The organism is Gilliamella bombicola (genome assembly GCF_900094945.1).
Lineage (GTDB): Bacteria > Pseudomonadota > Gammaproteobacteria > Enterobacterales > Orbaceae > Gilliamella > Gilliamella bombicola.
Genome location: NZ_FMAQ01000001.1, coordinates 272,378 through 287,319, shown reverse-complemented (window position 1 = coordinate 287,319; position 14,942 = coordinate 272,378). Strand labels below are relative to the sequence as shown.

Sequence of the window (14,942 nt, the reverse complement as noted above, 5' to 3'; positions counted from 1 at the left end):
TTGATTAAATTTGCCACTAAAATTAAAAAGTAGCAATTTAATACGTTAATTAACCTTAAAAACGTTTAGCTTCAATAACGTCAGGTAGTTGTTTTATTTTGTTGAGCACTCGATTTAACGAGTCCTGATCAAAAATTTCCATATCGACCTCAATAGTCGCTAACTGTTGCTTCATATCAGAGCGACTAATTAGACCAAGGACATTAACCTTTTCATTAGCCAAAATCGTAGTAATATCTCGCAATAAACCACTTCGATCATTGGCAATAATTTGTACAACCATGGTGTAGCTTGAGTTGGTACTATTGCTCCAAATAGCATGAGTAATTCGTTCGGGAGCGTGATTTTTAAGTTCTTGTAATTGTTCACAATCAGAGCGATGAATTGAGATACCTCGTCCTTGGGTAACAAAACCAGTAATGGGATCACCAGGAATAGGGCGGCAGCAGTTTGCAATGGTGTACATTAAGTTACCAACACCTTCAATAATAATTTCACAGCCTTTTTTATTGCTGGTTTTATTCGTATTTTTGGTTTGTATATTTGATTTTTGGGCAATCTGCTTTAATACGGCTTCGTCTTCTTCTTCTGCTGTTGGTTTATTAAATTGTGCATTTATGAAATTAACTAATTGATTAATCCTTACATCACCACTCCCAATACCAGCTAGTACCTCGTCAAACGAATGGGCGTTATATTTATTAATTAAGATCTTTTCAACGCTTTTTATATTAATATTTAAAGATTCCAGCTCGTGCTCTAAAATTTGTTGTCCGGCGGCGATATTTTTATGTCGATCTTGTTTTTTAAACCAAGCTTGAATTTTTGCTCTTGCACGGCTACTGTTAACAAATCCTGTATTAGGATTTAACCAATCGCGACTTGGATTTGGTTGTTTTTGGGTAATGACTTCAACTTGATCGCCCATTTTTAAATGGTAGGTAAATGGTACAATTCGCCCGCTTATTTTAGCGCCAATACAACGATGCCCAACATCACTATGGATATGATAAGCAAAATCAAGAGGCGTCGATCCTGCTGGTAAATCAACAACATCGCCTTTTGGTGTAAAAACATAAACTCGGTCATCAAAAATCTGGCTACGAACAGCTTCTTGAATTTCGCCACTTTCGGACATTTCTTGTTGCCATGTTAATAATTTGCGCAACCAAGATATTCGCTGATCGTAAGCGGTCATTTTGTCGGTACTGCCTTCTTTATACTTCCAATGAGCGGCAACACCGAGTTCTGCATCATTGTGCATTTGTTCAGTTCGGATTTGAATTTCGATGGTTTTATCTTGTGGTCCATAAACAACAGTATGGATAGATTGGTAACCATTTGGTTTAGGATTAGCAACATAATCGTCAAATTCTTTGGCGATATGTTTGTAATGGCTGTGAACAATGCCTAATGCATTATAACAATCTTCAATACTATCACTAATAATACGTACAGCTCGGATATCATATAGCTCTTCAAACTCAAGGTGTTTACGTTCCATTTTTCGCCATATGCTGTAAATATGTTTAGGACGACCATAAACCTCTGCACGAACATGATCTTTGTCCATTAGCTCTTGCAAATGGCTAACAAATTGGTTGATATATAATTCCCGATCTAATCGCTTTTCTTGTAATTTTTTAGCAATAAAGCGGTATTCATCAGGATGTAGATAGCGGAAGCAAAAATCTTCCAATTCCCATTTTAATTGGCCTATTCCTAAGCGATTGGCTAAAGGTGCATAAATATTAAAACATTCTTTAGCAGCAAGTACTTGTTCTTCTTGGGGGGCATTGATTAAATTACGCAAATAGGTAATGCGTTCTGCCAATTTAATGACTACACTTCGGAAGTCATTGACCATTGCCAGTAACATGCGACGAATACTATCAATTTGTTCGGTAGTGGCACTGCCGTTACGGATCGCTCGTAGTTGGCGAATTTCTTTCATTCTGACAATGCTAGAAATGATATGAGAAATTTCACGATCGAAATCTTCAGGAATATCTTCTCGACGAATTATTTTTGTATCGACAAAAGGAAGCAACAAAGCGGCGCATAAACTATTAATATCCATATTAAGTGTCGATAAAATCTCAACCATTTCTATTGCATTTTGGAAACAATGGATCTGCTCTGGTGCGCCAGCGCTGTTTTCAAAACAAAAATCTAAAACATCTCTAAATTTTTTATAAGATGCAGGGTTGGTTAATAATAATTCTTGTTTTATCCATTGTTCAACATCAAATTGGGTAAGAGAATAATGCTTTTCGCTATGTTGGTGTGCGCCTCTAATCGATACCATAATTTATGTTCCTGATTTCGTTAACAACAACATTGATTCAATGTGTTTGGTTTGTGGAAACATATCTAAAATAGCAACTTTATTAATTTGATATCCAGCTTTGATAAGTTGTTTGCTATCTCGAGCTAGAGTTGCAGGATTACACGATATATAAACGATTTTTGACGGAGCTAATTTTACTATTTCTATCGTTGCATTTAACGCACCAGCTCTTGCTGGATCTAATAGTACTTTATTAAATCGCGATTGGCTCCATATTGAAAATTGTTGGTTATCGTCTAAGTTGCTAGTTAAAAAATTGGTTTCAGCACAAATCTCATTATTATTTAATATAGTGTTAAATTTTGCTTTTTCAACCAGTGCATCAATACCTTCAACGCCTGTTACAGTTTTGCATAATGTTGCCATAGGTAATGAAAAATTACCCATGCCACAAAAGAGATCTAAAACTTGGTCAGTTGGCTTTAATGCTAGCCAATCAAGCGTTTGCGCTATCATTTTTTGGTTAATTTTACAATTTACTTGAATAAAATCGAGAGGGCTAAACGTTAATTTTAAATGATTAAGCAAATAAAAATGTTCAGTGCTACCGGCAATATGCACTAAATCTTTTCCGTGAAAATAAAGTGAAATATTGTTATCTTCAGCGAATGTTTTTAACAATTTAACATCATGATCATTTAAGGGAATGGTGTGCCTTAAAACGATAATAATACCACTATCAACTGAAATTAATTCAATATGGCCAAGTGCTTTTTTTTGTTTTATGCGATTTAGTACGTCTTGTAAAGGCACTAGCAAGGAATCTAATTCAACAACTAATACTGGGCAATGCTTAATATTAGTTATCTGATTTGATTCGGCTTGGCGAAATCCAATGACTAACTCACCTCTAACAATATTGATCGAAAGTCTTGCTCTTCGACGATAGTGGTAAGGTTGATCAGCAATAATTTGGGCCGAATGTTGAAGAATATTGGCTAAGGGTTGTCCTGTTTCTTTTTGTAATAGTTTGATTAATGAATCAAACTTTGCTTGTTGTTGCAGATGAGGCGCCATATGTTGTAATTCACAACCACCGCATTTTTCATAGTATTCACATTGTGGTTTTACACGCTCTTTGCTTTGATTATGATATCGAATGACTTTGGCTTTAGCGTAATTTTTTTTATTTTCAGTTAGTTCAATATCAACGGTTTCATCAGGCAAGGCAGATTTAACAAAAATTGTTTTACCCTTATGATTGGCAACGCCTTGTCCAAAAGCATCTAAGGATGAGACTGTTACTGTCAATTTTTGTGGTATGTACTTTTTTTTCTGTGGAGTATAAAAATTAACCATAGACGTTTATTTATGTTAAGCGTTTTAATAATTCTGTTTTGACATGCAGTGGTACTAAATTTGTAATATCACCACCATGATAGGCGACGTCTTTTACGATTGTCGATGAAATAAAACCCATTGCAATAGATGGCATCAAAAAGATAGTGTCTAAATCAGATTTTAACGCACGATTCATTTCAGCAAGTTGCCTTTCATATTCAAAATCATGTGTGGTGCGTACTCCACGAACGATAACAGTGGCATTGTGCGTTTGCGCAAAGTTGGCCATTAAATTATTAAAACCGATAACTTCAACATTGAGTAGATGTTCAACAGCAGTTGAAGCTAAGTTGACGCGCTCTTCTAATGTAAACAGTGTTTTTTTGTTAGGGTTTTGTGCAATAGCAACGATTAATCGAGGAAACAATAACGACGCACGAGTAACAAGATCGATATGACCATTAGTAATGGGATCAAAAGTGCCCGGAAAAATAGCTGTCAAGGCTTTGCTTTTCATATTTCATATTATCCATTAGGTATGATGGCTGTATCATACCTAATTTTTCTTTGGATTGTTAGTTTAACGCTACAAAATTCTTTGGTTCAATTATACTGGTTATATAAATATAAAAAACTAGGTTTTATTGATCTACGATAGCGTAGTGAGTTAAATGACTTAATTTATAATAAATTGGTAAGTAGTTTGGTTGTTATATATTTGTTTAGATTGTAAGTAAGCTATTTAGCTATATATGTTAGTGTATTTAAAAGATCTTTATTAATACAGTAAAATTGTTATCAAATACAAACATTTCTTTTTGACCTTACCCAAGTCATTTCGCTCAATATGAAGAAACTATCCCCATTGGTTAGTTAATGGGGATAACGAGGTTAAACTTAACCATTTTACTTTTTGGGTGTTGAGGTTATTGATTGGTATCAGTTAATCAGGATAACCTTGTGGGTTCTTTGATTGCCAATTCCACGAGTCTTTTACCATGTCATCAAGTGTTAATTTTGTTTTCCACCCTAATTTTTGTTCAGCTTTTTTTGCATCAGCCCAAAATGCGGGTAAATCGCCAGCGCGTCTTGGTGCAAAGTGCCAATTAAGTGGTTTTCCTGAGGCTTTTTCAAAAGCATTGATGACTTGTAACACACTGTAGCCAACACCGGAACCTAAGTTATAAATATGTACGCCAGTTTTATTATGATCAGCTTTAAGTGCGGCAATATGTCCATCGGCTAAATCAACAACATGTATAAAATCACGAACACATGTGCCATCTGTCGTTGGATAGTCTTTACCAAAAACGGCTAATGATTCCCGTTTGCCGACTGCAACTTGTGTAATATATGGCATAAGATTGTTGGGAATTCCGAGCGGATCTTCGCCCATTAAACCACTTGGATGAGCACCAACAGGATTAAAATAACGAAGTAACGTTAATGACCAATCAGGTTCCGCAACAGCTAAATCCATGATACATTGCTCGACCATTAACTTACTTTTACCATATGGACTAGTTGGTAGACCTTGCGGTAAGGTTTCCACATAAGGGACGGGTGCTAGTTCACCATAAACTGTTGCTGATGAGCTAAATACTAACTGTTTGACCCCTGCATTGCGCATTGCTTTCATAAGTACAATACTGCCATAAACATTATTTTCATAATATTCAAGGGGTTTATGTACTGATTCACCTACCGCTTTGAGTCCTGCGAAATGAATAATTGCACTAATGCTATGTTCTGCAAATATTTTTTTTAATAATTGTGCATCACAAACATCACCTTGATAAAAATCAACTTTTTTTCCGGTGATTTTCTGTATTCTATCTAATACTGATACTTTGCTATTGAATAAATTATCAATCACTATTGGGGTATAACCTGATTGAATTAATTGTACACAGGTGTGACTTCCTATATATCCACAGCCACCAGTTACTAATATTTTCATAATAAACCTACATCTAATTATAATAATTATAGTGATCTTCTGTTAATTTTCAGTATATTCACTGTTTTGATATATCTATCTGTCCTATGGCTTACGCTTTGATAATATGAAGGAATAAATCAGCGTAAAATTAAATACGATCAAGCTAAGAACTAGATATGCTCCTTCAAAAATCTATTTTAACATACATTAGACTTAAAAATATGGACGTAAATAGAATAGCAAAATAATAACTTTTTACGGTTGTATTCACTTTGCTTGGTAAATGTTAAGCCGTTTTTCAAAATCTTTCCAAGTATAAAATCCATCACTGTTTAATGGTGCATCTTTCAATTTAAGTTGAAAATGCTCAGGTGGGTTATTGGCATCAAGTGCTTGTCCGTTATAAAGTTGCTCAAAGCTTTGATAAATATATTCGGCTTTAAAGAAATATTCGCCCGTGGATGAATGTTGAAAACGCTGTAAAGCCAGTTTTCCGCCAATTGGTGTAGTTTCAAATTGATTTGGAAGTTGGTAAGATTCAAAATTTAATGCTCCTAACAACGATGCAATTGTACTGTCGTGTCCCACGAGTAGATTGACTTTATTCTGTTGTTGCATAAGATCGCTTATGGTGTTGATGATGAGTGTAGCAGAATGTTTGGCTAATGTTTTAGTATGGCATATTAAATTAACGTATTGATTCCGAATTTCAACTATTTGTTGCCACTGTGCTAAGTCGTTTATCCTGCCCCATGCAATTTGTTCTTGAGGGAATGCGGAATAATATTGTAATAAAAATGCATCAACCGCAGATGCACCTATGGCTAATGCACCAAGCAGTGCTGGTTCTTCATTTTTCTTAAAATGAAGCTTAATCGGGATATCAGCTAGTGGGCATTGATATTGAGCATATAGTGTTGAGTGACGATAATCTAAAATATCTGATAAAATTTCATAAGCAGGTGCTAAATTTTTAAAGATGGCTTCTGCTTTATTTGTTTCTTCAATATCACTTAATACCGCTTGTTTTAGTTCTGGGGAATCATCCCTTAGGCTTGGATCAAAAATAGGATCCATTTTTTCGATTGGATATTTGTGGTTAACCGTAATATCATAACCAGCATAAGCACCAGCTATAATAAATTGTGCGGTAGCCACCGTTCTTTGTAAGCTATTAGCATAAACAAATACCTCTGGCATAGTTACCGAAGGTTTAATGCCGTGGTTCTCAAGCCATTGTGATAGATAGTGGCCAAAATAAACTTCTAAAGCTCCTCCTCGTGTTGTTAAATAGCCATAAGGGTGTTGCCATGTAGGCCATTTAAAAGGTGTTGCTTGCTCAAGAAATTCGAGTGTATTTTGTAAAGGTGTACGAATACCATGGCGGCTAAGTATAACGACTTTATCTAATCGGTAATGGTTGTTTTTCATTTTGTGATCCATCCTTGTTTATGTAAATAATCTAAAATAAAATCACGTTGTTCATTATTTATTGTATTTGCAATTTTATCACTCCACCCACCAGTTTTTTGATTAGTACTACGGTTTTGATAGTAATCACCTATTTGGGTATCATATTTTGCTAAAGTTGCATGATCAAGTGGTTGATATTGGTTTTCAAAAAAGAGAAGCTCTTTAGGTAATCTTGGTTTTATTTCTGGATTATGATCGGGGTAACCAAGGCAAAGCCCAAAAAGAGGAAGAACATATTTGGGCAACTCAAGTAATTGGGTTACTTTATCAAGATTATTGCGTAGTCCACCAATATACACAGCACCAAGTCCTAAGGACTCAGCCGCAGTTACTGCATTTTGAGCCATAATTGCTGTATCAACACAACCCAATAATAACTGCTCTGCTTTGCCAAGATTGAGTGTTGGCTCAATTTGAAAATGCCGATTAAAATCGGCACAAAACACCCAAAACTCAGGGGCTTGGTTAACATATTTTTGATCACCAGCATAATGAGCTAGTTTTTCACGTTTTTGAGGATCTGTAATACGAATAATTGTCGAGCATTGAATAAAATTAGAACTAGAAGCTGACTGTGCTGATCGAACTATAGACGCTATTTGTTCTTGAGTTAAACTAGTAGTTTTATAAGCACGAATAGAGCGGTGTCGACAAAGTAGATTAATGGTTTCATTTTTCATAGTGGCTTCTTAGTATGATTATTTGTTTACAAATTGAAGATCCCAAACGCCATGACCTAAATTTTGACCTCGTTTTTCAAATTTAGTAATTGGTCTATCATCTGGTCTAGGGATATAATCACCCGTTGGAGATAAATTTTCGAACCCTTCAGCTTGGGTCAATACTTCAAGCATATGTTCTGCATAGTGTTGCCAATCTGTTGCGAGATGCAAAATGCCGCTGGATTTTAATTTTTGACGAATTAACTGTACAAATTCTGGTTGAATAATTCTACGTTTATTATGTCTTGCTTTATGCCATGGATCAGGGAAAAAAATTTGCACTTTGTCCAACGAATGATTTGCAATCATATTAACTAGCACTTCAACTGCATCGTGGCACATGACTTTTAAGTTAGTTATTTGGTTTTCTTCAATCGCCATTAAACAAGCGCCTACACCTGGTTTGTGTACCTCAATACCTAGAAAATTTTTATTTTGAGCATGTTTTGCCATTTCAACTAATGAAGCGCCCATGCCAAAACCGATTTCTAATACTAATGGTTTGTCTGTATCGAAACTCACCTTTGAGTTTGCATTGTAGTCAATACCATACACTGGCCATAAGTTGACTAAAGCTTGCTGTTGACCTTTGGTTAAGCGACCTTGCCTTAAAACAAAGCTGCGAATAGCTCTTTTGGATTTTATATCTTCAATTTGATTGGTAATTAATTGTTCATTCATTACGTTGTCTTTTTGTTTAAGAATTGTTGAAATTTATTATTCACTATGACTAATAATAAGTAATAGTTTAACCGATTTTTAATTCACTTCAAAAAACATATTATCTACTTATTTTTTTATCTATTATTACTATATATACAAAATATTTTTAATAAATTTTTATAATGTGGTTGAGCATAATCTGTAAATGATTATATAATTGTCACTCCGATTTAACCGATTACGTATAAGTAATCATGATAACATGCTTGAGGATTTCTCGTGCCTGATATGAAGCTTTTTGCTGGTAATGCCACACCCGAACTAGCAAAGCGTATAGCTAATCGTCTTTATACTTCTCTTGGTGACATTGTTGTAAGCCGTTTTAGTGATGGTGAAGTTAATGTCCAAATCAATGAAAATGTCCGTGGTGAAGATGTTTTTATTATTCAATCAACTTGTGCTCCAACCAATGATAATTTAATGGAATTGCTGGTCATGATCGATGCAATGCGTCGTGCATCTGCAGGTCGTATTACTGCGGTTATTCCTTATTTTGGTTATGCAAGACAAGATCGTCGAGTTCGTTCGGCTCGTGTACCTATTACCGCTAAAGTTGTCGCTGATTTTTTATCAACAGTTGGTGTTGATAGGGTATTAACCGTTGATCTTCATGCTGAACAAATCCAAGGTTTTTTTGATGTGCCTGTTGATAATGTATTTGCTAGCCCAGTAATTTTAGAAGATATGTTGCAACGTGATTTTGAACGTCCGATTGTGGTATCTCCAGATATTGGTGGTGTGGTGCGTGCTCGCGCGATAGCTAAACTACTTAATGATACTGATATGGCTATTATTGATAAACGCCGTCAACGTGCAAATGAAGCTGAAGTGATGAATATAATTGGCGATGTTGCTGATAGAGATTGTATTTTAGTTGATGATATGATTGATACAGCAGGAACACTTTGTAAAGCAGCTGATGCCTTAAAAGCACGAGGTGCAAAAAGAGTGTTTGCTTATGCAACGCATCCAATTTTTTCAGGTAAAGCAGTAAGTAATATAAAAAACTGCACTATTGATGAAATCGTTGTTTGTGACACAATTCCATTAACGACTGAAGTAAAAGCATTGAAAAATGTTCGCCAATTAACTTTGTCAGGTATGCTTGCTGAAGCAATTCGTCGAATCAGTAATGAAGAATCGATTTCAGCTATGTTCCATCAATAATCTATTTTATCATTGAGTTAAATGCCCCTTTTGGGGCATTTTTCACAATAAAATCAGTGACAATAAAAATATTATGACAACGATAAAACTGATAGTAGGTCTTGCCAATCCCGGAAATGAATATGCAGCAACAAGGCACAACGCAGGTGCATGGTTTGTTGAACAATTGGCTCAGCGTTATAATCAATCATTAAAAAATGAACCAAAATTTTTTGGTTACACATCACGAATCAATATTGCAGGTCATGATGTGCGTTTATTAGTTCCAACTACATTTATGAATTTAAGTGGTAAAGCGGTGCAAGCTATGGCAACATTTTACCAAATAAAGCCAGAAGAAATATTAATTGCTCATGATGAACTGGACTTGAATCCCGGTATAGCTAAACTTAAGTTTGGTGGTAGTCATGGTGGGCATAATGGGTTAAAAGATATTGCTAGCAAATTAGGTAATAATTTAAATTTTTATCGGTTAAGGATTGGTATCGGTCATCCTGGTGATAAAAATAAAGTTGTTGGCTATGTTCTTAACAAACCCTCTAGACCTGAACAAGATTTGATTGATCAAGTTATTAATGAATCAGTGCGTTGTACTGATATTTTATTATCGCAAAGTGTCGAAGCTGCAATGAATCAGTTACACTCTTTTAAAGCTTAGTTTATTTAGTGAATCAAAAAACACTAATAAAAAACGCAGTGGCTTGTATAAAAAATCCACCCAAAATTGGGTGGATTGTAATTACTTTAATCTATTAGGTTAAGAAAATAGGTGAGTGACATTACCACCTTTTTCTGCTATTTTCTTCATGACTTCTTTAATTAGCCATGTATTCATTGCTGCAGTGTCATCAGTGCTACCAGTATAATTTAGTTCTTGTGCTAATTTTTTACGTGCATCTAAACTACTGTCCATACCTAATAATTTCAATAGATCAACGATAGACGTTTTCCAATTGAGTACTTCTGGATGCTTTTTAGCTAAATTATCAAGGATAGAGGTGACATCAACATTAGCTGCAGATACGCTTTGTTCTACCTTTTCTTTAATTTGTTCTGAACCATTTGATACTGTATCTTTGGCTGATCCAGTTATATTCTCAACTTTATCTTTCACCACATCAACTGCATGATCTACTGCTGCTTGAGCGCTAGGAAATACTTTAGAAAAAATGTTATTTAAGATACCCATATTACACTCTCCACTGTTTTTATTGTTGAACTATTTAGATGCATACACTAACTTATATATAACTCCCCGAAATTGGAAATGTCAAAGTGATTATAATTTAATAGCATTTTATGTATTACTGAACAGTATTTACAAAAATGTTAATCATATTAACTACTTTTATAATATTAAATTAATTGTGGTTATAAATGAGTAATTTTAAATTTTGAGTTATATTATTTTCGTCTTAAATAAAAATGCCCTTAAAAGGGCATTGAAATTGTTAGGATTTGGGAATGTATTTATTACAATTGATTAATTTAGTTTTACTTATTGAAAAAAGCACGCTTTATTGCATATTCAACCCCGCGAATTTCAGCTAAACCTCTTAAACGACCAATTGCAGAATAACCTGGATTGGTTTTCTTTCTAAGATCATCTAACATTTGATGCCCATGATCTGGTCGAACAGGTATGGAGCGTTTAACTCCTGCTTTTTTGCGTCGTTCTTCTTCAGTGATTAATGCTTTAATTACTGCATACATATCGACATCACCAGCTAAATGGTCCCCTTCATGAAAGGATAATGGATTATCTTCTCGCACAGTTGCTCTCAAGTGAATAAAGTGGACACGATCGGCAAATTTTTCAGCCATGATTGCTAAATCATTATCGCTACGAACACCATAAGAGCCAGTACAAAAACAAAAACCATTATGAATGCTATCAACGGTATCTTTAATCCATTGCATATCTTCAATGGTTGAAACAATACGAGGTAAGCCTAAAATTGGGCGCGGAGGATCATCAGGATGAACCGTCAAAACAACACCAACTTCTTCAGCAACAGGGACAATAGCTTTTAAAAAATAGGCATAGTTTTCACGTAATTTTTCTTTATCAATATTATTATAAGTTGCGAGATGAGCACGAAATTGATCAAGTGAATAACCTTCCTCTGCTCCGGGCAAACCTGCAATGATATTTGCAACAAGTTTATCTTTATCTGCTTGTGTCATTTGTTCAAAATATGTTTTTGCTAAAATGGCATCTTGCTGTGAATAATCTTTTTCTGCATTAGGTCGTTTTAATAGATAAATATCGAATGCGGCAAAGACAACTTGATCAAACCGTAATGCCCTTGAACCATCAGGTAATTCATAAGAAAGATCTGTTCGAGTCCAATCTAAAACTGGCATAAAATTGTAACAAACAGTGTCAATTCCACAAACAGCTAAATTTCTAATTGACTGCTGATAATTTGTGATATGTTGTTTAACATTACCTGAGTGGGTTTTAATTTCTTCGTGTACAGGAATACTTTCAACAACGGACCAAGTTAAACCTTTTTCTTCTATGATTTTTTTTCGTTTTTGAATTTCGTCTATTGTCCATACTTCGCCATTTGGAATATGATGCAAAGCTGTAACAATTCCTGTTGCCCCAGCCTGCTTAATATCATCTAATGATACTGGATCGCTAGGACCAAACCAACGCATTGTTTGTTCCATTTAAATTCTCCTTAAAAAATTTTAATTTATTTTATTTCTGAAATTAAAAGATCTATAACTAGCGCTAGTTTTATGTTGTCTATTGGTTAACAATGTTAACAGGAATAGAATCAAATAAATAACCATCAAAATTTGGATCTTCACTATCAGAAACTGTCATTAATGTTTGCTTAACATTTTCTAAATGTTGCCACATAGCATGGCGTGCAGCCATTGCATCCTTCACTTGTAATGCTTGTAGAATTTTTTCGTGATCATAAAGCCATTTTTTTCGATAACTATGATCAGTAATTCTACAGTGTAATTGATTCCACATTTTGCTAGCAGAACGTTTTTGCCATAAATCATCTAGCAAACTTTCAAGTATTGAGTTTTTGGTTGCTCTTGCTATTGCAATATGAAACATTTCATCTGCACTGTAATCGTCTAAAATACCCTGTTCTAAAATTTGTCGTTCTTGCTCTAAGATAGCTCTCAATTCAATAATATCTGATTTTACAATTTGTGAAGCGGCAAAAGCAGCGATATTACTTTCAATTAATTGTCTAGCTTGTAATAGTTCAAAAGGACCAAAATCTTCTTCTTCAATTTTTTTATCTGTTTCTGATAATATTTCATTTGGTAAACCAATTACATATACGCCAGAACCTTTTTTGACTGTGACTAAATTTTCAAGCTCCAGCATGATTAGAGCTTCACGGACAACAGTTCTACTTACACTGAACGCTTCTGCAATATCTCTTTCTGGCGGTAACCGCTCACCAATTTTATAGGTGCCACTTTTTAATAATGATTTCAGCTCATTACCAATTTTTTGGTATAGCCGATTAACCGTTAGCATTATTTATAATCCTCATTCTAATTTTGGTCTAATTAGGATAATTATATGCTAATTATTACAAGTACTATAAGTTAATTATGGGATAAATTCATTTAATTTCATAATTGGAATGCCAATATGGTTTTGTATTATAGATTTTTTTTGAGCATCATATACAAAATAAACCAAAAAAAGTGATTCGTATCACAAAAAAAGAAAAATTGGGATGAAAAATTTGCCGACAAATGGAAATATGTCTAACCAATAAGGTAGTTAAACAGATAATCACGGTGAATAGAATGTTAAATTTATTAAATCTTCCTAAATCAATCAAACATAGACCTTTATATGACCGGCAAAAAATAACCTCAAGAATTGTTCATTTGGGATTCGGTGCTTTCCACCGCGCTCATCAAGCGTTATTGACCGATCGTCTCCTTAACAAGGGAAACAGTGATTGGGGTATTTGTGAAGTTAATATTGTTGGTGGTGAAGAATTAATTAATGAAATTCGTAAACAAGACCATTTGTATACTGTGTTAGAAAAAGGTGTGACATCAAAAGAAGCATTTATTATTGGTAGCGTAAAAGAATCATTGTTAGCACCAACAGATGGTATAGATGCAATTTTAGAAAAGATGACTGATCCAGTAGTTGAAATTGTTTCATTAACAGTAACAGAAAAGGGTTATTGCATGTTACCTAGTGGCGCTGGATTAGATTTAAATAATGCATTAATTAAAGCTGACTTAGCGAATCCAACAAAGCCTATGTCTGCCCCAGGTGTTATTGTGGAGGCGCTTTATAGAAGAATGCAACGAGGATTAAAATCTTTCACTGCTTTATCATGCGATAATATTCCTGAAAATGGGTTAGTCTTAAAAAAAGCAATATTAGGATTAGCTAACGCTCGAGATCCACAATTAGCAACTTGGATTGAGTCTAATACAACATTCCCATGTACTATGGTTGACCGTATTGTCCCAGCAGCAACATCCGAAACATTAACTGAAATTGAAGATACATTAGGCGGTATGTTTGATCCATGTGGTATTGCTTGTGAACCTTTTATTCAGTGGGTTATAGAAGATAATTTTGTGACTAACCGCCCTAATTGGAATGAAGTCGGTGCTGAATTTGTTGATAATGTTGTTCCATATGAAGAGATGAAACTTCGTATGCTAAATGGTAGCCATTCTTTTTTAGCCTACTTAGGTTATTTAGCCGGTTATGAGCACATTAATGATTGCATGAATGATGTTAATTATAAAAAAGCAACTTTAGCATTGATGATGCAACAACAAGCACCAACACTTCACGTTCCTGATCATGTTAATTTGCAAGAATATGCAGACAAACTTATTGAACGTTTTAGTAATCCATCGTTAAAACATAAAACATGGCAAATTGCGATGGATGGTACTCAAAAATTACCTCAAAGAATGTTGGATTCCATTCGTTGGCATATTAAAAATGGATCAGATTTCTCATTACTTGCACTGGGTGTTGCTGGTTGGATGCGCTATGTTGGTGGAATAGATGATAACAACCAACCAATAGATATACGTGATCCAATGCGCGAACAATTACAACAAATAGTGAACTCTAGTACAGATGGAATTGAGAGAATTAATCAATTATTTATGTTGCAAGATATATTTGGTTCTGATTTACCGACCAGTTCATTATTTAAAGAAAAGGTTACTGAGTATTATCTTTCTTTAATGCAGAATGGTGCAAAACAAACAGTTAATCATTATGTTTTATCTAATTAATGTTTAAACA

The 14,942-nt window shown here is 34.5% G+C and carries 13 protein-coding genes; 3 read left to right on the top strand and 10 right to left on the bottom strand.

The window, feature by feature from the left end; all coding sequences use genetic code 11:
- Positions 1–55: 55 nt before the first annotated feature.
- The 7 genes from relA to trmB all read right to left on the bottom strand — a co-directional run bounded on the left by relA (position 56) and on the right by trmB (position 8,449).
- Positions 56–2,308, bottom strand: a complete 2,253-nt coding sequence (relA, locus tag GA0061081_RS01410; protein ID WP_091346386.1) for a GTP diphosphokinase — start codon at positions 2,306–2,308, stop codon at positions 56–58.
- Positions 2,309–2,311: 3 nt separating this feature from the next.
- The gene (gene rlmD / locus GA0061081_RS01405) at positions 2,312–3,649 is read right to left on the bottom strand and encodes a 23S rRNA (uracil(1939)-C(5))-methyltransferase RlmD (RefSeq protein WP_091346384.1); all 1,338 of its coding nucleotides are present in this window, start codon (positions 3,647–3,649) and stop codon (positions 2,312–2,314) included.
- A 10-nt stretch (positions 3,650–3,659) separates the two neighbouring features.
- Entirely contained in the window at positions 3,660–4,148 is a 489-nt protein-coding gene (gene coaD, locus GA0061081_RS01400) for a pantetheine-phosphate adenylyltransferase (protein ID WP_091346382.1), read from the bottom strand.
- A gap of 426 nt (positions 4,149–4,574) precedes the next feature.
- The gene (gene galE / locus GA0061081_RS01395) at positions 4,575–5,591 is read right to left on the bottom strand and encodes a UDP-glucose 4-epimerase GalE (protein ID WP_091346380.1); all 1,017 of its coding nucleotides are present in this window, start codon (positions 5,589–5,591) and stop codon (positions 4,575–4,577) included.
- A 249-nt stretch (positions 5,592–5,840) separates the two neighbouring features.
- Positions 5,841–7,004: a histidine-type phosphatase gene (locus GA0061081_RS01390; protein WP_167349272.1), complete on the bottom strand. Its 1,164-nt coding sequence runs from the start codon at positions 7,002–7,004 to the stop codon at positions 5,841–5,843.
- The gene (gene nfsA / locus GA0061081_RS01385) at positions 7,001–7,726 is read right to left on the bottom strand and encodes an oxygen-insensitive NADPH nitroreductase (RefSeq protein WP_091346376.1); all 726 of its coding nucleotides are present in this window, start codon (positions 7,724–7,726) and stop codon (positions 7,001–7,003) included. Before nfsA ends, GA0061081_RS01390 begins: the two co-directional genes overlap by 4 nt.
- 18 nt (positions 7,727–7,744) lie before the next feature.
- The gene (gene trmB / locus GA0061081_RS01380; RefSeq protein ID WP_091346375.1) at positions 7,745–8,449 is read right to left on the bottom strand and encodes a tRNA (guanosine(46)-N7)-methyltransferase TrmB; all 705 of its coding nucleotides are present in this window, start codon (positions 8,447–8,449) and stop codon (positions 7,745–7,747) included.
- Positions 8,450–8,710: 261 nt separating this feature from the next.
- Between trmB and GA0061081_RS01375 the strand changes: the two genes are divergently transcribed.
- Positions 8,711–9,658: a ribose-phosphate pyrophosphokinase gene (locus tag GA0061081_RS01375; protein WP_091346373.1), complete on the top strand. Its 948-nt coding sequence runs from the start codon at positions 8,711–8,713 to the stop codon at positions 9,656–9,658.
- A gap of 73 nt (positions 9,659–9,731) precedes the next feature.
- The gene (gene pth, locus GA0061081_RS01370; RefSeq protein WP_091346371.1) at positions 9,732–10,316 is read left to right on the top strand and encodes an aminoacyl-tRNA hydrolase; all 585 of its coding nucleotides are present in this window, start codon (positions 9,732–9,734) and stop codon (positions 10,314–10,316) included.
- Between the two features lie 99 nt (positions 10,317–10,415).
- Here pth and GA0061081_RS01365 read toward each other — a convergent pair whose 3' ends face one another.
- The 3 genes from GA0061081_RS01365 to GA0061081_RS01355 form a co-directional block, all read right to left on the bottom strand.
- Complete coding sequence (locus tag GA0061081_RS01365) at positions 10,416–10,847, bottom strand: DUF3597 domain-containing protein (RefSeq protein WP_091346369.1); 432 nt, start codon at positions 10,845–10,847, stop codon at positions 10,416–10,418.
- A gap of 305 nt (positions 10,848–11,152) precedes the next feature.
- Positions 11,153–12,337, bottom strand: coding sequence for a mannonate dehydratase (uxuA, locus tag GA0061081_RS01360; protein ID WP_091346367.1), 1,185 nt, complete (start codon positions 12,335–12,337; stop codon positions 11,153–11,155).
- A gap of 79 nt (positions 12,338–12,416) precedes the next feature.
- Positions 12,417–13,178: a GntR family transcriptional regulator gene (locus GA0061081_RS01355; protein ID WP_091346365.1), complete on the bottom strand. Its 762-nt coding sequence runs from the start codon at positions 13,176–13,178 to the stop codon at positions 12,417–12,419.
- A 278-nt stretch (positions 13,179–13,456) separates the two neighbouring features.
- Here GA0061081_RS01355 and GA0061081_RS01350 point away from each other — a divergent pair, with 278 nt between their 5' ends.
- The gene (locus GA0061081_RS01350; protein ID WP_091346363.1) at positions 13,457–14,932 is read left to right on the top strand and encodes a mannitol dehydrogenase family protein; all 1,476 of its coding nucleotides are present in this window, start codon (positions 13,457–13,459) and stop codon (positions 14,930–14,932) included.
- The last annotated feature ends 10 nt before the right edge of the window (positions 14,933–14,942 follow it).

Excerpts from the sequence above, each read along its gene's own strand:
- relA (WP_091346386.1), bottom strand. The coding sequence starts at position 2,308 with ATGGTATCGATTAGAGGCGCACACCAACATAGCGAAAAGCATTATTCT.
- rlmD (WP_091346384.1), bottom strand. The coding sequence starts at position 3,649 with ATGGTTAATTTTTATACTCCACAGAAAAAAAAGTACATACCACAAAAA.
- coaD (WP_091346382.1), bottom strand. The coding sequence starts at position 4,148 with ATGAAAAGCAAAGCCTTGACAGCTATTTTTCCGGGCACTTTTGATCCC.
- galE (WP_091346380.1), bottom strand. The coding sequence starts at position 5,591 with ATGAAAATATTAGTAACTGGTGGCTGTGGATATATAGGAAGTCACACC.
- GA0061081_RS01390 (WP_167349272.1), bottom strand. The coding sequence starts at position 7,004 with ATGAAAAACAACCATTACCGATTAGATAAAGTCGTTATACTTAGCCGC.
- nfsA (WP_091346376.1), bottom strand. The coding sequence starts at position 7,726 with ATGAAAAATGAAACCATTAATCTACTTTGTCGACACCGCTCTATTCGT.
- trmB (WP_091346375.1), bottom strand. The coding sequence starts at position 8,449 with ATGAATGAACAATTAATTACCAATCAAATTGAAGATATAAAATCCAAA.
- pth (WP_091346371.1), top strand. The coding sequence starts at position 9,732 with ATGACAACGATAAAACTGATAGTAGGTCTTGCCAATCCCGGAAATGAA.
- GA0061081_RS01365 (WP_091346369.1), bottom strand. The coding sequence starts at position 10,847 with ATGGGTATCTTAAATAACATTTTTTCTAAAGTATTTCCTAGCGCTCAA.
- uxuA (WP_091346367.1), bottom strand. The coding sequence starts at position 12,337 with ATGGAACAAACAATGCGTTGGTTTGGTCCTAGCGATCCAGTATCATTA.
- GA0061081_RS01355 (WP_091346365.1), bottom strand. The coding sequence starts at position 13,178 with ATGCTAACGGTTAATCGGCTATACCAAAAAATTGGTAATGAGCTGAAA.
- GA0061081_RS01350 (WP_091346363.1), top strand. The coding sequence starts at position 13,457 with ATGTTAAATTTATTAAATCTTCCTAAATCAATCAAACATAGACCTTTA.